17 protein-coding genes are annotated in these 19570 nt (G+C 69.7%); 4 read left to right on the top strand and 13 right to left on the bottom strand.

Features of this window, described 5'->3' with window-relative positions:
* The first annotated feature begins 1 nt into the window (after position 1).
* Together ACZ6MZ_RS00965 and ACZ6MZ_RS00960 are read left to right on the top strand one after the other, a co-directional pair.
* A complete protein-coding gene (locus ACZ6MZ_RS00965; RefSeq protein ID WP_384178124.1) occupies positions 2 to 721 on the top strand; it encodes an ABC transporter permease in 720 nt (239 codons plus the stop codon).
* Positions 722 to 982: 261 nt separating this feature from the next.
* Positions 983 to 1678: a hypothetical protein gene (locus tag ACZ6MZ_RS00960; protein WP_469349011.1), complete on the top strand. Its 696-nt coding sequence runs from the start codon at positions 983 to 985 to the stop codon at positions 1676 to 1678.
* A gap of 354 nt (positions 1679 to 2032) precedes the next feature.
* Here ACZ6MZ_RS00960 and ACZ6MZ_RS00955 read toward each other — a convergent pair whose 3' ends face one another.
* From ACZ6MZ_RS00955 to ACZ6MZ_RS00915, 9 genes are all read right to left on the bottom strand, one after another.
* Positions 2033 to 2887, bottom strand: coding sequence for an HAD family hydrolase (locus ACZ6MZ_RS00955; protein ID WP_469349010.1), 855 nt, complete (start codon positions 2885 to 2887; stop codon positions 2033 to 2035).
* A gap of 29 nt (positions 2888 to 2916) precedes the next feature.
* The gene (serS, locus tag ACZ6MZ_RS00950; RefSeq protein ID WP_386876947.1) at positions 2917 to 4194 is read right to left on the bottom strand and encodes a serine--tRNA ligase; all 1278 of its coding nucleotides are present in this window, start codon (positions 4192 to 4194) and stop codon (positions 2917 to 2919) included.
* Between the two features lie 557 nt (positions 4195 to 4751).
* A complete protein-coding gene (gene pheA / locus ACZ6MZ_RS00945; RefSeq protein WP_386876945.1) occupies positions 4752 to 5687 on the bottom strand; it encodes a prephenate dehydratase in 936 nt (311 codons plus the stop codon).
* A gap of 72 nt (positions 5688 to 5759) precedes the next feature.
* Positions 5760 to 6986, bottom strand: coding sequence for an iron uptake transporter deferrochelatase/peroxidase subunit (efeB, locus tag ACZ6MZ_RS00940; protein ID WP_469349619.1), 1227 nt, complete (start codon positions 6984 to 6986; stop codon positions 5760 to 5762).
* 139 nt (positions 6987 to 7125) lie between these two features.
* Positions 7126 to 9147, bottom strand: coding sequence for a copper resistance CopC/CopD family protein (locus tag ACZ6MZ_RS00935; protein ID WP_469349008.1), 2022 nt, complete (start codon positions 9145 to 9147; stop codon positions 7126 to 7128).
* Positions 9148 to 9161: 14 nt separating this feature from the next.
* Positions 9162 to 9635 carry a copper chaperone PCu(A)C gene (locus ACZ6MZ_RS00930; protein WP_469349007.1) on the bottom strand — a complete coding sequence of 158 codons (474 nt, stop codon included), beginning with the start codon at positions 9633 to 9635 and terminating at the stop codon, positions 9162 to 9164.
* Complete coding sequence (locus ACZ6MZ_RS00925) at positions 9632 to 10288, bottom strand: SCO family protein (RefSeq protein WP_384178103.1); 657 nt, start codon at positions 10286 to 10288, stop codon at positions 9632 to 9634. Before ACZ6MZ_RS00925 ends, ACZ6MZ_RS00930 begins: the two co-directional genes overlap by 4 nt.
* Positions 10289 to 10410: 122 nt before the next feature.
* A complete protein-coding gene (locus ACZ6MZ_RS00920) occupies positions 10411 to 11181 on the bottom strand; it encodes a YcnI family copper-binding membrane protein (RefSeq protein WP_469349006.1) in 771 nt (256 codons plus the stop codon).
* A gap of 106 nt (positions 11182 to 11287) precedes the next feature.
* Positions 11288 to 12091, bottom strand: coding sequence for a hypothetical protein (locus ACZ6MZ_RS00915; RefSeq protein ID WP_469349004.1), 804 nt, complete (start codon positions 12089 to 12091; stop codon positions 11288 to 11290).
* 202 nt (positions 12092 to 12293) lie between these two features.
* On the opposite strand from ACZ6MZ_RS00915, the gene ACZ6MZ_RS00910 reads away from it, so the two are divergent.
* The gene (locus ACZ6MZ_RS00910) at positions 12294 to 12767 is read left to right on the top strand and encodes an ATP-binding protein (RefSeq protein WP_389787783.1); all 474 of its coding nucleotides are present in this window, start codon (positions 12294 to 12296) and stop codon (positions 12765 to 12767) included.
* A 102-nt stretch (positions 12768 to 12869) separates the two neighbouring features.
* Here ACZ6MZ_RS00910 and ACZ6MZ_RS00905 read toward each other — a convergent pair whose 3' ends face one another.
* Positions 12870 to 14339 carry an aminopeptidase P family protein gene (locus tag ACZ6MZ_RS00905; protein ID WP_469349002.1) on the bottom strand — a complete coding sequence of 490 codons (1470 nt, stop codon included), beginning with the start codon at positions 14337 to 14339 and terminating at the stop codon, positions 12870 to 12872.
* Positions 14340 to 14434: 95 nt separating this feature from the next.
* On the bottom strand, positions 14435 to 15982 hold the full coding sequence (locus tag ACZ6MZ_RS00900; RefSeq protein WP_469349000.1) for a PP2C family protein-serine/threonine phosphatase: 1548 nt from the start codon (positions 15980 to 15982) through the stop codon (positions 14435 to 14437).
* 499 nt (positions 15983 to 16481) lie between these two features.
* Here ACZ6MZ_RS00900 and ACZ6MZ_RS00895 point away from each other — a divergent pair, with 499 nt between their 5' ends.
* Positions 16482 to 17162 (top strand): bifunctional DNA primase/polymerase, encoded by a 681-nt coding sequence (locus tag ACZ6MZ_RS00895; RefSeq protein ID WP_384178085.1) that lies wholly within the window; start codon positions 16482 to 16484, stop codon positions 17160 to 17162.
* Between the two features lie 543 nt (positions 17163 to 17705).
* Here ACZ6MZ_RS00895 and ACZ6MZ_RS00890 read toward each other — a convergent pair.
* Together ACZ6MZ_RS00890 and ACZ6MZ_RS00885 are read right to left on the bottom strand one after the other, a co-directional pair.
* Positions 17706 to 18671 (bottom strand): DUF5926 family protein, encoded by a 966-nt coding sequence (locus ACZ6MZ_RS00890; protein WP_389787787.1) that lies wholly within the window; start codon positions 18669 to 18671, stop codon positions 17706 to 17708.
* A gap of 209 nt (positions 18672 to 18880) precedes the next feature.
* A complete protein-coding gene (locus tag ACZ6MZ_RS00885; RefSeq protein WP_469348997.1) occupies positions 18881 to 19561 on the bottom strand; it encodes an ATP-binding protein in 681 nt (226 codons plus the stop codon).
* Positions 19562 to 19570 lie beyond the last annotated feature (9 nt).

Here is a 19570-nt window from a genome sequence, read left to right as displayed (position 1 = left end):
CATGTACAACCCCACAGTCGCCCGGCTCACCTACCGGGCCCTGCTCGGCAGGCGGCGGGCCGCGATCCTCTTCCTGCTGCCCGCGCTGCTGATCGTCATCGCGGCTGCCGTCCGGGCCTTCAACGGCGCGGACGACCAGGTCGCGTCGGACGTGCTGGGCGGCTTCGCCATCGCCACGATGGTGCCGCTGATCGGTGTGATCGCCGGGACCGGCGCGATCGGACCGGAGATCGACGACGGCTCGATCGTCTATCTGCTGTCCAAGCCGCTGAAGCGGCCGACGATCATCTTCACCAAACTGATCGTGGCCATCGCGGTGACCATGGCCTTCTCCGCGATCCCCACCTTCATCGCCGGTTACATCCTCAACGGCAACGGACAGCAGATAGCGGTTGCCTACACCGTCGCGGCGCTCGTCGCCTCGATCGCGTACAGCGCGCTCTTCCTGCTGCTCGGCACGGTCAGCCGGCACGCGGTGGTCATAGGACTCGTGTACGCACTGGTCTGGGAGGCGCTCTTCGGCAGCCTGGTGGCGGGCGCGCGGACGCTCAGCGTCCAGCAGTGGGCCCTGGCGCTCGCTCAGAAGATCGGCGGCGGGGGCACGATCACCTCGGACGTCGGACTGCCGCTTGCGGTGAGCCTGCTCGCGGGGGTCACGGTGCTCGCGACCTGGTACGCGGGCCAGAAACTGCGGACTCTGACGCTCGCTGGCGAGGAGTGACCGCGCCGACCGCGCGTACGGCAACCCCCGCCCCGTAGGCGGGGGTTGCCGCGTAACTGTACGGTTATCGGCTCGTTGTTCAGCATGCGTGGAGGCAACTGGAGTTCGTAGCGTCGAGCGTTCGTGAAACTGAGGATTGCCGGTGGCGGATCGAAAGCCGCACCGGTCATGGGATGAGTAGCCACCGTGAGCCGACCTCCACCCCTGAAGCCCGGGGAGAGGGCCGACCATCATCGGTTTCACGAAGTGGAAGGCATACCCATGCCACCAGAAGGTGCTCTGCTCGAATCGCGCTCGATGCGCGACAGCGTCATGGGCCGGATAGACGCGCTCGACAAGGTCAAGGCGCTACGGCTGCTGCCGGACGGCGTACACATCACGACGGAGGGCGCCGCGCGCTACTTCGAAATCCACAGGGAGGCCGTGCACAGTCTCGTCAAGCGTCACCGCGACGAGTTGCACGCCAACGGAATGATCACCCTGAAGGGCTCTGACCTGCAGGATTTCGAAATGGCCAACTTGGCCACTTCAGCTGACGGCGCCCCCGTGAGTTATCCACAGGGGCGAGCGCACCTCCGGCTGTTCACCCGCCGGGCCGTGCTCAACATCGCGATGCTGTTGCGCGACAGCGACATCGCCCGCTGCGTCCGTACGTATCTCCTCGACGCCGAGGACGATCTTCGTAAGGGCTACGCGAACCTCGACCGGCGGGTAACCGATGTCGAGACCTGCCTCGGCGGGGTCGGCGTCGCGCTCCAGGAGCTGGGGCCGGTTCTGCACCGGATGTCGTACCGGCTCGACAGCCTGGACCGGCGGCTCGACGCCACCAATCAGGTCGTCGCGGCCATCAGCAACCGGCTGTGCCAGATGTCCGAGGACATCAACCGCGTGGACGCCCGGGTGGACGATGTCGTCCACCAGCTGAGGGACCTGCGCCGGGGCCGTAAGCGCCGCTGATCCAGGGCCTGTGCTCGCCGGTTGGATCCACCGGCGAGCACAGGCCACGTCAGGAATATTCGATGGCGCCGAAGCGGCGCCCCGGGCACAGTAGTTGTGTCAGGGCACACCACAGGACCGGGAGGGGAACACGGCGATGACCGGGAGTCCGAGTCCGTCGAGTTCCCCGTAGGGCAGCACCGCGCAGGCACCGGAGTAGCCATCACCACTCCGCGCAGCCGCCGGCGCACTGCCCGGGGGCGGCCGCTTCGAGCGCGCATCCGCGCGGGCCGCCCCTCCCGGAGGATTGGCCGAGCAGTACGGCAGAGGCCCGCACGGTGTGTGCACACCGACCGGACACCCGCCGGACAGCCCTTAGCCCAGCAGCAGCTTCTCCAGCACCACCGCGATGCCGTCGTCCTCGTTCGAGGCCGTGACCTCGTCCGCCACGGCCTTCAGGTCTTCGTGCGCGTTCGCCATCGCCACGCCGTGCCGCGCCCAGCCGAACATCGGAATGTCGTTCGGCATGTCGCCGAACGCGATCGTGTCCGCCGCTTTGACGCCGAGGCGACGCGCGGCCAGTGAGAGCCCGGTGGCCTTGCTCAGACCCAGCGGCAGGATCTCCACGACGCCCGCCCCCGCCATCACCACCGCCACGAGGCTGCCGGCCGTCGCCCGCGCCGCCAGCGCCAGCGCGTCGTCGTCGAGCTCCGGATGCTGGATGTACACCTTGTTCAGGGGCGCCGACCACAGCTCAGCCGGGTCATCAACGACCAACGCGGGGAGCGGCCCTTCCTGCACCCGGTACCCGGGGCCGACCAGCACGTCACCGTCCAGACCGTCCCGGCTCACGGCCAGCGCCAGCGGGCCGGTCTCCGCCTCGATCTTGGAGATCGCCAGCGCGGCCAGCTGCCGGTCCAGCGTCACCGAGGTCAGCAGCTTGTGTTCGCCCGCGTGATAGACCTGCGCGCCCTGGCCGCACACCGCGAGGCCGTCGTATCCCAGGTCATCCAGGATGTGCCGGGTCCAGGGCACCGCACGCCCGGTGACGATGATGTGCGCGGCGCCCGCCGCGGTGGCCGCGGCGAGCGCTTCGCGCGTACGCGCGGAGACCGTGTGGTCCTCGCCCAGGAGCGTGCCGTCGAGGTCCGTCGCGACGAGCTTGTACGGAAACGACGGCTGAAACGCCGGCTGGAACGACTGCGCGGACGAGGGTACGGACGACGCCACAGGCGGCTCCGCGGAGGCAGGGCCGGTGCTCACTTGGCGATCGGCTCCAGCACCTCACGGCCGCCCAGATACGGACGCAGCACCTCGGGCACCCACACCGAACCGTCGGCCTGCTGGTGGTTCTCCAGGAGCGCCACGATCGTGCGCGGTACGGCGCAGAGCGTGCCGTTCAGCGTCGCCAGCGGCTTGACCTGCTTGCCGTCCCGCATCCGGACGGAGAGCCGGCGTGCCTGGAAGCTGTCGCAGTTGGAGGCGGAGGTCAGCTCGCGGTACTTGCCCTGCGTGGGGATCCACGCCTCACAGTCGAATTTGCGCGTGGCCGAGGCGCCCAGGTCTCCCGAGGCGACATCGATCACCTGGAAGGGCAGCCGGAGGCCGGTCAGCCACTGCTTCTCCCAGTCCAGCAGCCGCTGGTGCTCGGAGAGCGCTTCCGCCGGGTCGACGTACGAGAACATCTCGACCTTGTCGAACTGGTGGACGCGGAAGATGCCCCGGGTGTCCTTGCCGTACGTACCGGCCTCGCGGCGGAAGCACGGCGAGAAGCCCGCGTACCGCAGGGGCAGTTTGCCGGCGTCGATGATCTCGTCCATGTGGTACGCGGCGAGCGGCACCTCTGACGTACCGACCAGGTAGTAGTCGTCCTTCTCCAGGTGGTACACATTCTCCGCGGCCTGGCCGAGGAAGCCCGTGCCCTCCATGGCGCGCGGGCGGACCAGCGCCGGGGTGAGCATCGGGATGAAGCCGGCCTCGGTGGCCTGCGCGATAGCCGCGTTGACGAGAGCGAGCTCCAGCAGCGCGCCGACGCCCGTCAGGTAGTAGAACCGCGATCCGGACACCTTGGCGCCGCGCTCGACGTCGATGGCGCCGAGCGCCTCGCCGAGCTCCAGGTGGTCCTTGGGCTCGAAGCCCTCCGCCGCGAAGTCGCGGATCGTGCCGTGCGTCTCCAGGACGACGAAGTCCTCCTCGCCGCCGACGGGGACGTCGGGGTGGACGACATTGCCGAGCTGGAGAAGCAGCTGCTTTGCCTCGTCGTCGGCCTCGTGCTGCTCCGCGTCGGCCGCCTTGACGTCGGCCTTGAGCTGCTCCGCCTTCTTGAGCAGCTCCGCCTTCTCTTCGGCGGAAGCCTTGGGGATCAGCTTGCCGAGCGACTTCTGCTCGGAGCGGAGCTCGTCGAAGCGGACGCCGGACGACCTGCGCCGCTCATCGGCGGAGAGCAGGGCGTCGACAAGCGCGACGTCCTCTCCACGGGCGCGCTGGGAGGCGCGCACACGGTCGGGGTCCTCACGAAGCAGGCGAAGGTCAATCACCCCACCAGGCTACCGGTGCGCGCCGACACCGCCCCACTCGATATCGACAGGCGTTCCGCTTTGTCCTGAATGACGCGATTGGGAAAGCTGTCGGGAAATCCTCGGCCGCTCACCTGCCGTTCGTCAATAAAGAGGATTCCATTCCCCGGAAGGAGGTGTTCCGGAGCCGTCCCCTTGACCCACTTTCCTTGCAGGAGACGGGACTTGGGTCGAGGGCGGTCTAGCTTGTCCACAGAAACGCGCAAGCTACGGAAAGTTATCCACAGGTTGTGTGGAAGATCTGTGGATCGCGAAACGGCCCGCTCCGAATGCCTGGAGCGGGCCGGAGAATTGCCTCGTAAACCCACTTCACACACTCATTCGGGTGGGAATTGCTCGCTCTAACGAGTTGATCACTGGAATTGAGGTGACACGGGGCGACCTGGTGGCCTGTGGATGGAAGTGGGAGGCCTGGAGCGATTTGTCGACTGTGTCGGCTTGCGTTGTCGACTTGTCCCCAGGTTGCAGATAAGCCTGTGGATAACTTCGGGTTCTATCCACAGCCCCGGTCGCAGCCGTCAGGCGCGCCCGTCCTGGCTGCGTGCCAGCCAGTCCGCCGCCTCGATGAACTCCGCGTCCGAGGTCCCGGGCCGCAGTGTCCGTACGTCCGCCGGTGACATCCCGGCCCGCGGGTACGACCCGAGGAACCGCACCTTGGGACAGATCCGCTTCAGCCCCATCAGCGCCTCGCCCACCCGCCGGTCCGAGATATGGCCCTCGGCGTCCACGGCGAAGCAGTAATTACCGATTCCCGCGCCGGTCGGGCGCGACTGGATCAGCATCAGGTTGACCCCGCGCACCGCGAACTCCTGGAGGAGTTCGAGCAGCGCGCCCGGGTGGTCGTCGCCCAGCCAGATGACCACCGAGGTCTTGTCCGCGCCGGTCGGCGACGCCGGCCGCGCGGGCCGGCCCACCAGGACGAAGCGCGTCTCCGCGTTCTCCGCGTCGTGGATCGCGGTGACCAGCGGCTCGAGACCGTAGGTCGCGGCCGCGAACTCGCCCGCGAAGGCCGCGTCGAACCGGCCCTCCTGCACCAGACGGGCCCCGTCCGCGTTCGACGCGGCCGACTCCCACAGCGCGTCCGGCAGATGCGTCCGCAGCCAGTTCCGTACCTGCGGCTGGGCGACCGGATGGCCGGTCACCGTCTTCACGTCGGAGAGCTTCGTCCCCGGCCGTACGAGCAGCGCGAAGGTGATCGGCAGCAGCACCTCGCGGTAGATCATCAGCGGTGCGCCGGAGGCGAGTTCGTCAAGGGTCGCGGTGACCCCGCCCTCCACCGAGTTCTCGATCGGCACGAGTGCGGCGGCGGCGTCCCCGTTCCGTACGGCATCGAGGGCCGCCGGTACCGACACCATCGGGACGAGCTCCCGGGTGGCGGCTTCCGGAAGCGTACGGAGGGCGGCTTCCGTGAAAGTGCCCTCAGGGCCGAGATACGTGTAGCGCGTGGCCGACATACGGTCACCCTAGTGGGCCGACGGGCGTCATGACTCCGGACTCAGGAACCCCGAGGTCGGAGGCGTGCGGACTCAGGACTCCAGGAGCCGCTGGCCCACGTACTCTCCCTGCCGCGCACCGCCGGGCACCGCGAACAGCCCGCTCGCCTCGTGCCGGATGAACGCCGACAGCGCGTCCCCCCGGTCGAGCTTGCGCTGCACCGGTACGAATCCCTTGAGCGGATCGGCCTGCCAGCAGACGAAGAGCAGCCCCGCGTCGGGAGTCCCGTCCGCGGCGATGCCGTCGTGGAAGGAGAAGGGACGGCGCAGCATCGCGGCCCCGCCGTTGGCCTCCGGCGCCGAGATCCGGGCGTGGGCGTTGGCCGCGATGACGAGCTTGCCGTCGGATCCCGTCCGGTCGAGGGCCGGCTCGGTGGTCTCCGTGCCGCCGGTGAGGGGGGCGCCGTCGGACTTGCGCCGGCCGATGACCTGCTCCTGCTTGCCGAGCGGGAGTTTCTCCCAGTCGTCGAGGAGCATGCGGATGCGTCGTACGACGGCGTAGGAGCCGCCCGCCATCCAGTCCGGGGTGCCGGCCGCCGGGGTCGCGGGGACGAAGATCCGCCGGTCGAAGTCCGGTTCGGACGGCTTGGGATTGCCGGTGCCGTCGATCTGGCCCATCAGATTGCGGCTGGTCATGGGGTGCTGGGTCGCGCCGGGTGAGCGGTTGAATCCGTTCATCTGCCAGCGCACCCGGGCCGCCGTGCCCGCGTCCTTCTGGAGTGTTCGCAGGGCGTGGAAGGCGACGAGCGCGTCGTCGGCGCCTATCTGGATCCAGAGGTCGCCGTCGCTGCGCGCGGCGTCGAGGTGGTCGGAGGAGAAGGCGGGCAGCGGGTCCAGGGCGGTGGGGCGGCGGTCGGCCAGATCCGTGCGGTCGAAGAAGGTACGGCCGAAACCGAAGGTCACGGTGAGGGATGACGGTCCGGCGTCCAGGGCGATGCCGGTGTCGTGGCCGCCGGCCGGTTCGCCGGCCATCATCGCCCGGGCCGAGGCCGACCAGCGCCGCAGCAGCGCGGCGGCTTCCTTGCGTCCCGCGCCGGGGGCCAGGTCGAAGGCGACGAGGTGGCCGCGGGCGTGCGTCGGCGTGGTGATCCCGGCTTGGTGCGCGCCATGGAAGGGGACGGAGCCCGCGCCGAGGGTGGTCAGCGCGGTCGCGGGCTCCGGGCGGCCGACGGCGTACGCGGTGGCTCCGCCCGCCGCTCCGAGGGCCAGTCCGGTGGCTCCGGCGGCGCCCACGGTGCCGAGCAGCCGCCGCCTGGAGATGGCGGTGAGGGGGGCGCGGCCGCTTCCGTCCTCCTGGCGGTCGTCGCCGTCCTGAGGGCGGCCGCTCCCGTCCTCTTGGTCGTCCCGGACGTCCTGGGGGCTTCGCTCTTCGTGATTCTGTCGGGTCTTGCTCAAGGGGTCAGCCGATCTTCACGGTCTTGTCGAGGGTCGTCTGGTCGATGTCGGAGGTCCGTACGGTCACCTGGAGGTGCCAGTCGCCCGGCATGGGGATCTGTACGCCGTCCGCGCTCCAGTGTCCGGGAGCGAAGCGGTCGGGAACGACCGGCAGTGGGCCGATCTTCTGGGAGGTGAGGGTGAAGGCGGCTTTCACCTCGGGCACGTCCAGCGGCTGTCCGTCGGGGCCGTCGACGTAGATGTGCATCACATTGGCGCCGGAGCGTCCGGGGTCGAGGGTGAGTCGTACGGTGCCCTTGCCGTTCGGGCCGCGGGTGTCGAAGGGCAGGCTGAGGTCGAGGGGCCCCTGGGTCGCGGGGGCGGTGGCGGCCGAGCCGCCCGTCCGGCTCGCCTCCTGCTCGGCGGTCCGGCCCGGCTCGGTGGACGTCAGTACGGTCGTGACGGCGAGGAGCACCACGGCGACACCGGCCTCGGCCAGCACGGAGCGGCGCAGTCCGGTCCGCTCGGGGTCGGCGTCCCGGATCCGCTTCTGGCGTGCGCTCGCCAGCGCGGCCTGCTGGCGGGCGAGTTGGGTAACTCTTTCACTGTCACGTTGCACGGTCGTCGCCGCGACGGTTTCGGCCCCGGTCCCCCTCCCGGTCTCCGATTCCGTCGCGGCTTCGGCTTCGCTGTCCCTCTCGGTCTCCGCAGCGGGTTCATCCCTCGCGGCGGCCTCGGCTTCGGCGCCGACCTCGGCACCGGCCTTCGCCGCACTCTCCGCCCGCTGTCCCAGCCGCCCTGTCCATCGCCGTGAGAACCAGGCGATCCCTACCAGTACGGCGACGAGTCCGACCTTCACCAACAGGAGCTGCCCGTATGACGTATCCCAGAGCGCCGACCACGATCCGACCTGCCGCCAGGATTGGTAGAGCCCGGTCGCGGCGAGTACCACGACGCTGATGAAGGCGGTGCGGGAGAAGCGCAGCACGGCCGCGCTCTCGATGACGGGTGCCTGATAGAGGGCGACGAGCAGCGCCGTAAGCCCGCCGAGCCAGGTTGCCACCGCCAGCAGATGCAGGACGTCCACCGGCATGGCGAGAGCGGTCTGGATCCCGGTCGAGGCGTGTTCGGCGAGCGCCCACGTTCCGGCGATCCCGGCTGCGACGACCGTGCCGCCGATGGCGAGCCCGAAGGTGAGGTCCTTTCTCTCCTTGCTCTCCTCCTCGTCTTGCGGAGTTTCCCGCTTGGCGTACGCGCCGAAGAGGACAGCGACGAAGAGTGCGGCGGCGCCGAGGAGCAGCAGCCGGGAGACGAGCGCGGCTCCGGTTTTGGTGGCGAGGACGGCTTGGAGTCCGCCGAGGTCGAAGGCGTCGCCCAGTTGGCCCGAGCCGGTGTACGGGTTGCGCAGGAGCAGCATGACGAGCGTGGCCGCGGTGAGGGTGATCCAGCCCTGGACGACGAGCCGTTGCAGGGGCCGTACGGAAGCTCCGCGTGGCCAGCAGCCGAGGATGAAGGCGGCGCCGCCGACGAGCAGGATGAAGCCGGCGTACGAGAGGTAGCGCGCGGCGCCGTACAGGGTGCCGACGAGTCCGCCGCCGGCTTCCTCGGTGGGCACGACGGCAGTGGTCTCGGAGGGCGCTCCGATGGAGAAGGTGAAGGCGCCCGAGACGGGATGGCTGTCGGCGGAGACGGCCTGCCAGGCGACGGTGTAGGTGCCGTCGGGCAGTCCGGCGTGCAGGTCGATGCCGTACCGGACGGTGCCACCGCCGCCCAGGTCGCGGGTCTTGCCGGTGTCGGCCCGCTTGTTGCCGGGGTCGAGAACGCGGATCGAGTTGTCGCCCATGGCGACCTGTTCGGAGAAGGTGAGGGTGATGTCCTTGGGAGCGGCGGCGACCACCGCCCCGTCCTCGGGGGTGCTCCCGGTCAGTGCGGCGTGCGCCGACGCCGTGCCGGAGAGCACGGTGAGGACGGCGCCGAGAAGGACGGTGGTGACGAGCAGCAGTCGCACGAAGGGTGCGGCTCCGAAGCGCGGGGCAGTGGCTGTCATAACGTCTCAGTCCCTCAGTGCTGGGCCGGGTTGTAGGTGGTCTCCTTCACGGGAAGCTCGACCGTTATGGGGTCGGTCTTCTCGAAGTGCAGTTCGATGTCGACCTTCTGTCCCACCTCGGGCCGCCGCTTGAGTTTCGCGAACATGATGTGGCTGCCACCGCGTTCGAGTTGCAGTTCGCCGCCGGCCGGGATGTCGAAGGACGTCACCTCCCGCATTTTCTGGCTCTCGGTCGTGTGGATCGTGATGTCGTCGGAGAGGTCGCTGGTGACCGAGGTGAGCTTGTCGGCGGCGTCACCGCTGTTGGTGACGACGATGAAGCCCGCCGCGAGGTCGCTGACCGGGCGCGGCATATAGCCCCCGCTGACTTTCAGCTCGGGCCTGTCGCCGGAGGAGGCGGATGAAGAAGAGGAATCGGAGGAGCAGCCGGCCAGTGCCAGCGCGGCCGTGAGGGAGACGACGAGCGCGACGGGGGCTCGGCGGTTCACGGGTTCTCCCCCCTGATGATCTTCGGCAGGTCCTTGGCGTAGTCGTCCGAGGAGGCGTCCTCGCCGTACAGGACGTAGCCGGCGTCGGTCTTCGGGGAGAACGCGACGACCTGGGCGCCGTGCATGGAGACGACGGTGCCGTCCTTGTCCTTCGTGGCCGGGTCGATACCGATGCCGATCTGGCGGGCGCCCGCCTGGATGGTGGCGAAGTCGCCGGTGAGTCCGGTGAAGGACGGATCGCCTGCGCTGGGCAGCCACTTGGCGAGTTCGGCGGAGGTGTCCCGCTCGGGATCGGTGGTGACGAAGACGACCTGGAGCTTGTCCTGGTCGGCCTGGGGAAGTGACTTCTTGGCGATGGCGATGTTGCTCATCGTCAGGGGACAGACGTCCGGGCAGTTGGTGTAGCCGAAGTAGATCAGCGTCGGCTTGCCCTTGGTCTGCTCGCGGAAGTCGTAGGTCTTCCCCTTGGTGTCCTTGAGGACGAGGTTCGGCTTCTTGAAGGGCGTGTCGAGTACGGTCGCGGCTTTGGTCTTGCCCTGGGTGGAGACATCGGCGACCGCCTTCGCGGAGTCGTCGGCGCTGCCGCAGGCGGTGAGGGTGAGCGCTGTCACCGCGGCGAGGGCGGCGGCTGCGGTCAGGGTCTTCTTGCGCATGGGGATATTTCCTGGTTGTGGTGTGCGGGGCACCGGCACGCGGGGCCGGGGTGTCCCGGCCTCGCGTGCCTCAGGTGCGTGGTGCTTCCGGTGCGTGGTGCCTGGTGCGTGGTGCTGCTGTGTCAGGCGGCGGTACGGCGCCGGCCGGCCAGGACCCCGAAGGCCACCCCGACCACGCCGACGACGATGCCGACGATGCCGAGGACACGGGCGGTGCCGTCGCTGCTCTCCGCGGAGGCCGTCTCGGTCTTCGCGTCGTCCGTCTTCGTCCCGCCGGTCTTCGCGTCGTCCTTCGAGGCGGTCTCGGCGGTGGCCTCGTCGGCCGCGGCGCCGTGCTCGTCCCCGGTGGCCGCGGTCAGCTTGAGGACGGGCGCCGGGCTCTCGGGCTCGGGCGCGCCTTCCTTGGGCTCCTCGATCCAGCGGACGACGTCCTTGTTGTCGTACGTCTGGAGGGCCTTGAAGACCAGCTGGTCGGCGTCCTCGGGGAGCTGTCCGACGGAGAGCGGGAACTGCTGGAACTGTCCCGGTCCGATCTTGCCGCCGTCCGCGGTCCAGGTGACCTTGGAGACGGCCTCGGTGATGGTGTTGCCGTGCATCTCCAGCGGCTTGGCGAGCTTGCTCTTGGTGACGACGATCTTCCAGCCGGGCACGGGCTGCGGCATGACGGACGCCAGCGGGTGGTCGGTCGGGAAGTTCACCTCGACCTTGGTGGTGGAGGAGTCGTCGCGCTCGTTGGGGACCTTGAAGTTGATCGTGGCGTAGCCGCCCTTGGCGGCCTCGCCCTGCGGCTGCACGCTGACGTGCGCGGAGGCGGGGCCCGCCAGCAGCAGAAGGGCGGTGGTGGCGAGGGAGCCGGCGACAAAGGCGCGAGTGACGTTCTTGGCTGAGAACACAGAACACTCCACGGTGTGAAGGGAGAAGGTGATCAGGCTGGGACGCCGCGACGCGGATGCGTGACGGCATCGCGACATCACTCCCGTCCGTGCGGAGTGCGTCGCGTCAGGCTGCGAGAGCGAGGCCGGCCGGAGGGCCGCGCCTGATCACCGTGTGCTGGAGTGTCTCCCCGGCCGGTACCGGGGGAGTGCCGTACGAAGCGTGCGGGGCGCGCGCCTCGGGGGCGGGTACGCCGGGCAGTCCGGCGCGCAGGACCCGTACGAGAGCGAGGGCGGCGCGCAGGGCGCGCAGCGGCGCGCTTTCCGTGACTTCGCCGATGCCGTGCGCCGAGAGCTGGGCGAGGCGCAGAAGGGCGAGATCCCCGCGGCGGAGCAGCCAGCCGGTCGCGAGGGCGGCCAGCAGGTGCCCGAGCACCATGGGGAGGGAGGGCAGCAGTCCGTCGGCGGAGGCCGCGGGGCCGATCATGGGCGCCAGGCCCGGGGTCATGTGCTGATGGGCGCTTGCCGAACCCGGCGGAGTGATCCCCGCGTTGGTGACGATCCGCTGGGCGTCGAGAGGGCTAAGCGAGGCGGGGCCCGCTCCGCAGACCAGTTTGGCGGCCATTCTGATCAGCGCGTCGTCGGTGCCGGCCGGCACCGACAGGTGCTGCTGGCCGAGGCCGAACACGCTGTGCAGGGCGAGTTGCCCGCCCGTCAGGGCGGTCACGATGGATGCCGTCGAGCGCGTGCGTCCGGCGAGCGGAGCGGCGACGGCGAACACACCCAGGAAGCCGAGGACCAGGGTCCACCAGGGGACGGGCGCGCAGGCGGCCAGTACGTGTCCCGTCGCGGACAGCACGACACAGACCGCGGTGAACACCGCGGCCCTCAGCAGCCGCGGAGCGGCTCCGGCACGTGCGACGGGAGACATGGCCGGGTCATCATCGCACTGCGGCCGCGGGCGCCGGAGGGCAGGTCCGGAAGGTCACGCTCTGTCCCCCGCGCCGCCGTAGATCGCCGTGCGCCGCACACGCGTCCGCCGAATGAGCGCTATCACGCCAACCGCGTGCTTACAACCCGCCGGGAGGGGCAATACGTATCGGTATGTCAAGCGGCAGCCAGGAGGCTGGAGCATGAGCATCTGGTGGTCACTCCACTTGCGGCGCGAAGCCGCGAGCGTTCCGCTCGCCCGTCGCCTTCTGCTCGGCGCCATGGAGACCGCGGGTGTGGACCCTGACATCTCCTACGACTTGTCCGTCGCCCTCACCGAAGCCTGTGCGAACGCCGTCGAGCACGGCGGGGACGGAGCGTCCGGTGAGGCTCCTGGGGGCTTCCGGGTGACCGCGTATCTGGACGGGGAGAAGTGCCGTATCGAAGTGGCCGATTCCGGTCCGGGGTTTCCGGCCCGGCGGATGGTGCGGCGTGCCACGCCCGTGCCCCCTCCCACGGCTGAGAACGGCAGGGGGCTGTGTCTGATCGAGCAGCTCGCCGATCATGTGGATTTCCGTAACCGGCCGGGGCACGGCGCGGTGGTCAGCTTCGACAAGATCCTGAAGTGGCGGGAGGGCGCCCTGCGGGAGGAGGGCGCCCTGCTCGGAGCCGTGTGAGCTCGGAGCGGAGCGCCCTCCGGCGCGGGCCCGGCGCGCGGCACGGGCGCATGGCACCGGCCTGCGAACGCCGGTGCGAGACACCGGGCGCGGCAGGTCCGGTCAGGCCTGCTTGAGGCCGGCCATCCAGGCCTCGACCTCGTCGGCCTGACGCGGCAGCCCGGCGGACAGGTTCCGGTTGCCGTCCTCCGTGACCACGATGTCGTCCTCGATCCGGACGCCGATGCCGCGGTACTCCTCGGGCACGGTCAGATCATCGGCCTGGAAGTAGAGCCCCGGTTCGACGGTGAGGCACATCCCCGGCTCCAGCGTCCCGTCCACGTACGCCTCCCTGCGCGCGGCCGCGCAGTCGTGGACGTCCAGGCCGAGCATGTGGCCGGTGCCGTGCAGGGTCCAGCGGCGCTGGAGCCCCAGCTCCAGGACCTTCTCGACCGGACCCTCCAGCAGACCCCACTCGACGAGCTTTTCGGCGAGGACGTGCTGCGACGCGTCATGGAAGTCCCGGTACTTCGCGCCGGGCCGCACCGCCGCGATGCCGGCTTCCTGCGACTCGTACACCGCGTCGTAGATCTTCCGCTGGATCTCGCTGTAGCGGCCGTCGATGGGCAGCGTGCGCGTGACATCCGCGGTGTAGAGGGTGTGCGTCTCCACGCCGGCGTCGAGCAGCAGCAGGTCGCCGGGGCGTACGTCGCCGTCGTTGCGCACCCAGTGCAGGGTGGTGGCGTGCGGTCCCGCCGCGCAGATCGAGCCGTAGCCGATGTCGTTGCCCTCGACACGGGCGCGCAGGAAGAACGTGCCCTCGATGTAGCGCTCGCTGGTCGCCTCGGCCTTGTCGAGGATCTTCACGACGTCCTCGAAGCCCCGGACGGTGGAGTCCACGGCCTTCTGCAGCTCGCCGATCTCGAACGCGTCCTTCACGGCGCGCGCCTCGGAGAGGTACACGCGCAGCTCTTCGTCGCGCTCGGCGGTGACCTTGTCGGTCAGCGCGGCCTCGACGCCGGCGTCGTGCCCCCGGACGTTACGGACCGGGCCCGTGCCGTCCTTGAGGGCGGCGGCCAGCTCGCGTACGTCCTTGGCGGGGATGCCCAGCACCTGCTCGGCCTCGGCGAGGGAGTGGCGGCGGCCGACCCACAGCTCGCCCTGGCCGTCGAGCCAGAACTCGCCGTTCTCACGGTTGGAACGCGGCAGCAGATAGACCGTCGCGTCGTGCCCGTCGATCTTCGGTTCCAGTACGAGGACGCCGTCCTGGGTCTGGTCGCCAGTGAGGTACGCGTACTCGGTGGAGGCGCGGAAGGCGTACTCGGTGTCGTTGGACCGGGTCTTGAGGTTGCCCGCGGGGATCACCAGCCGCTCGCCCGGGAAGCGCGCGGAGAGGGCCGCGCGGCGGGCGGCGGTGTGGGACGCCTGCGCGATCGGCTCCAGGCCGTGCAACTCGGTGTCGGCCCAGCCTGACTTCATGTTCTCTGCGAGCTCGTCGGACACGCCCGGGTACAGTCCGTTCTTCCGCTGCTTGATCGGCTCTGCTTCTGTTTCCGAGGTCTCCGGGGTCTCCGGATTGAGCTCCTCAGCCACGTCTTCTCCTCATACGGCTACGAAACTGGACGGTCTTTCCATCGTATGTGCGAAGGGAACACGGCCCGGGGCCCTTGTGAGGAATCCGTCAGGAGTCAGTCAAACCGGGCGGCGAGCAGCACGATGTCATCACCCGAACCGGCCGCGCCGAGCCCGTCCGGCAGTACGGTCCGCAGCACATGGTCGGCGACCGCTCCGGGATCGCCCCTGAGGGTCGTGGGCACGCTCGCCGCCGCCGCGCGCAGCCGGGCAAAGGCCCGGTCCATGGGATCGCCGGTACGCCGCAGCAGCCCGTCCGTGTAGAGCAGCACCGTTTCGCCCGGCGCGGCAAACAGCTCCACGCTCGGCGCCTCCCAGCAGGCGAGCATCCCCAGCGGCGCGGACAGCGACGTCTCGACGAACTCGGTGCGCCGCTCTCCGACGATCAGCGGAGGGGCGTGCCCGGCCCCGGCCAGCACGATCTTGCGCAGAGCGGGTTCGGCGTAGGCGAAGAGAGCGGTGGCCGTACGCGCGGGGTCGGTCAGCCGCAGCAGCATCTCCAGATCGGAGAGTACGGCGACGGGGTCCTCGCCCTCCATCACGGCGTACGCGCGCAAAGAGGCGCGCAGCCGTCCCATCGCGGCCACCGCGCTGGGCCCCGAACCGCTGACCGAGCCGACGGCCAGGCCCAGGGTGCCTTCGGGCAGCGGCAGCACGTCGTACCAGTCACCGCCGCCGCGCGGTCCCGTGCGATGGCGCGCGGCGAGCTGTACGCCGGGGATCCGGGGAAGCCTGCTGGGGAGCAGTTCCTCGGTGATGACGGCCACGTGCGTACGGGCCCGTTCCAGCTCCAGCAGCCGGGCGAGCTGCGCGCCGGCGTACCGGGCGTAGAGGCCGACCAGATGGCGCTGGCGCGCCACCGGTTCCGTGGGTTCGTCGTACAGCCAGACGGCCGCACCGAGCTTTCCGGAAGCCGCGCCCGAAGCGCCTTCCCTGCTCGACGTACCTTCCGTGCCCGACGTACCTGACGCGGTGTCATCCGCCAGCGGCACGGCGTAGCTCGCTCCGTAGCCCAGCCGCGCCGCGACGTCGCGCTGGCGCGGGTCCAGTTCCGCGTCCCCGAGCAGATCGGGGACGGCCACGGGATCGGCCCGCGCGGTGGAGCTGTCGAGCAGTCGGCCGTACGAGGTGGCGCAGCGCGGCACGGTCTCCAGATGGCCGAGATCGGCGTGCGCGAGTCCCAGTCCGAGGGTGATGGCGGGCCCCAGGCCGTCGGCCGGTTCGAGAACGACCAGCCCCCGGCGTGCGCCTACCAGGGACGCGCCGGCGCGCAGCAGTTCATGAAGTGCGTCATCCAGGGAACCTGTCCTGGCCAGGCGTTCAGTGAGTTCATGGAGGGTGGTCAGATCGGAGACCCAGCCGGCCAGCCGGTCCTGGATCAGCGTGCCCGGCGCGGCCGGGAGGTCGTCGAAGGGAGACGTAGTGTGCGCGGGGGCAGGGACGATGGGATCGATTCCAGCCACTTTCGGCATGTTCGGGGCGCTCATGACGTCTGGTCTTCCGACTGGTTCTTTTCGCTCAATAGCATCGCAAACCCCCATGTCATTCTGCGCGGCTATCAATACATCCACATGTACACGTACAACTGATGCAATGTCCAGCATTGTCAGGGCGGAAAGGTAGGTGTCTGTGAGACGATTAACGTGACTGAAAAATGACCCCCCTCGCGAGGTTTTACGATCGACTGAGGGCGCTCAACAGGGAGTCATCCAGGGCTGAGTTCGAACGCGGCCCGGGCGGAGCGTCATTCCGAACGTGATGGGTACGTAAACGGTGACGGACAGGGGCAGTTGGGACCGCCCCGGAACCTGGCGGCAGGTCCAGGCGTCTTAACCGCCGTAGGCCACGCCTCATCCCCCGGACTGGCGAGAAAAGTACAGCGGGACAACAAGCGCCATGCGCACGCCACCCCTCGCCACGCGTTTAATGAAGACAGTCCGTGCTCGGCCCAGGGACGGCGCGACGCGCCGCAGGCCAAGAGGGTCTGTCCATGCCTCCGGCAAGGGGCGGCTCAGCGTCGAATGTACGCACGGTGAAGTGATGCACACACATGGTGTCAGTGTCATGTGGACCTCGGCGTTCAACGGAAAGGAACGAGCGCTCATGCGCGAGATCCTCGGAAGGCGACGCAGGCTCCGATTCGGCAAGGGGAGGCCTGCCCAGCTCGACGCGGCGCTCACCTGCGCCACTGCGTGGAGATGGCCCGTACTCCCGGGCGCCGGTCTGAAGGCGGCTGACGGACGCGGTACGCGCGGTCCCGGCTGCGCCTGCCCCGACCTCGAATGCGTCGTACCCGGCGCGCACCCCTTCGACCCCGGACTGCTCGCGGCGACCACCGACGAGCGCATGGTGCGCTGGTGGTGGAACAACCGTCCTACGGCTCCGATCGTCATGGCCACCGGCGGCGGCGCCCCGTGCGCGGTGAGCCTGCCGGCCGTCGTCGGCGCTCGCGCGCTGGAGGAACTGGACCGGATGGGCATGCGGCTCGGGCCGGTCGTCGCGACGCCCACCCGCTGGTCGCTGCTGGTGGCCCCGTACACCCTCGAACGGCTCGGTGAGCTGCTCTACAGCAAGGACTGGGTGCCCAGTTCGCTGCGGTTCCACGGGGAGGGCGGGTATCTCGTACTGCCGCCGTCCGAGGCGGCCGGCGGACAGGTCCGCTGGGAGCGGGCGCCCCTGCCCGGCTCGGCGGCGCCATGGCTGCCGGATGTGGAGGCGGTCGTGGACGCGCTCGTCGAGGCGAGCACCAGCGCGCCGGACGGCGGCAGTCGGCTCGCGTACTGACAACTGTCCGTACCGCCACAGGGTTACCGCCGCGTGAGAGATGTTCGCGCCCCGGTCCGGATCGATCCGGACCGGGGCGCTTCGCTCTTTCCGGAGACCGAGGAATACATGACGGTGGCGGAGTTCACACCGTTCGGGGGCGGCCGCACCGGCGGGAGGATCGGATCGTTGCCACCGCGGTCCGGGAGTAACTCCCCATGCGTGGCGGTCTGTTGACTCATCCGCCTGACGCGCCGCACTCCCTTGGGAACGCAGACGCCCGGTCGCTGGCGACGGGGGATGCACCAGCGACCGGGCTTCTAGAACGGTAACAAGAGATCGGCAGTTAGCAAATTCGATCCGGTGTATTCGGACAATGAATTACCGGCGGATACAGGGAGGTGTGACAGGTGTCACCGATCCTCCGTGGCGGATGTCACCACCACCGGTACTGCCACCGCTGCCCTCGCATTGCCTCCGCCGCTGAAACCGCCACCGATACCTGCACCGATACCGCCACCGATACCTGCACCGATACCGCCACCGATACCGCCGACATCACGGTCAGCTGAGCGTGACTTGGCGGTTGGTGAGCCCGCCGCGCGCCCGGCGCTCGTCCCCGGTCAGCGGCGCGTCGACGGCGAGCGCCGCCGCCAGCCGCTCAGCGAACTCCGCCGCCGGCTTCTCGCACTCCTCCGCGCCCATCGCGCTCGGCAGGTCCCACACCGGCACGGTCAGGCCGTGCGCCCGGAAGGAGCCGACCAGGCGCGTTCCCTCACCGAGGCTCGACGTGCCCGCCGCGTGCAGCCGGGCGAGCGCGTCCAGCAGCTTCTCCTCGGGGTACGGCATCACCCAGCGCAGATGGTTCTTCTCCGGCGTCTCGCACCAGTACGCGGCGTCCGTGCCGGAGAGCAGGGCGGTCGGGATCGCGGCGGCGTTGGCCCGCTCCAGGGACGCGGACACCTCGGCCGAGGAGTTCTCCGCGTCCGGCACCCAGAACTCGAATCCGGAGTGCACGACCGGCGTGAAGTCGGCCTGGGGGTCGAGCAGATCCTGCAGTCGCGGACCGTCGGCCGGCACCCGCTGGGCGGCGACCGGACTGCCGGGCTCGGCCACCAGCGCACGCCGGAGCGTGTCGGCGAGGTCGCGGCTGAGGTCGCCGGACGAGGTGTCGTTCTGGAGCGCGAGCAGTACGGAGCCGTCGTCACGGCGCAGCGCGGGCCACGCCATCGGCAGGACGGTCGCCAGCGTCACGGACGGCACGCCCTCGGGCAGCCCGTCCCTGAGGGTCAGTTCGGCGGTCGCGGCGGGCACCAGCTCGCGCAGCGCGACCCAGTCGCACTCACCGGCCAGGCCCTCGAACGGGCGCTGGACCAGCTCGGTCACGGCGTGCGCGGCGGCCCGGCCGTGACAGGCCTTGTAGCGACGGCCCGAATCGCACGGGCAGGGCTCGCGGGCCCCCACCACCGGAATCGGTCCGTCCTTCAGCTGCGCCTTCGCGGCCTTCGTCTGGGGGCGCTTCTTGGCCATGGTGTGGCTTTCTCCCGGTAGCGGCGGTGCGGTGTCGGCGCGAGCCTAGCCGTACTGGGAATCCCGGGGGCGCAATGCGCCGTGTGAACGCGCGGCCCACCACACAGCCGTACGTACGGACCCGGCGTACTCCGGTACGACCCGGCGCACTCCGGTACGGATCAGCGCAACTCCGTTACGTACGCGACTCCGGTACGCAAGCGCACGCGTCACTCCCTGTCGTCGAAGGCGCCCGCGAAGCCGAGGCCGTCCAACCCGTCCAGCCCCTCCAGGCCGTCCAGCCCGTCCGGTCCGCCGAGCCCGTCCAGGCCGTCGAGTCCTCCCAGCTCAGGGCCAGTGACGCGCGTAGCAAAATCGTCGCGGCGATGCCCCTTCGTTATGAGCGCCCACACGGTGACTTCGCCGGAAGCGCTGTCCCGTACGCCCCAGTCCTGGGCCAGGGCGCTGATGATGTTGAGCCCGCGGCCACCACGCGCCGTGACCGAGGGTGTGGCCGGAATGGGCCTCGTCGGGCCACCGCCGTCCGTCACCTCGACGGTCAGTCGGCCCGCCTTGTCGACGCGCCAGGCAGCCCGTATGTCCCCGTCGCCGATTTCCGTACGCCCCAGTGGTCTGCCATGTCGGCAGGCATTGCTGAGGAGTTCGGAAAGGATCAGCACCGCATCGTCCACGACCGAATCCGACACCCCGCTGCGCCTCAACTGCTCACGCATCCGGCGCCGCGCTTTACCCACGCCCGCAGGGCCATGGGGAACGGCCATGCATGACGACGTGGGCACTTCTTGTGCCACCACAAACGCCACCCCCGAGACCTCCTTTGCCCCACGCCACGGTGTGAATGCCCCAATGGCTTGGACCGGAAACCGGCCACGCGACGGCCATCGACGCATTCGCAACAG

It is taken from the genome of Streptomyces sp. NPDC042201, from assembly GCF_055582185.1.
Note: the sequence above shows the minus strand (reverse complement) of the source record. Positions and strands in the feature narration are given on the sequence as shown.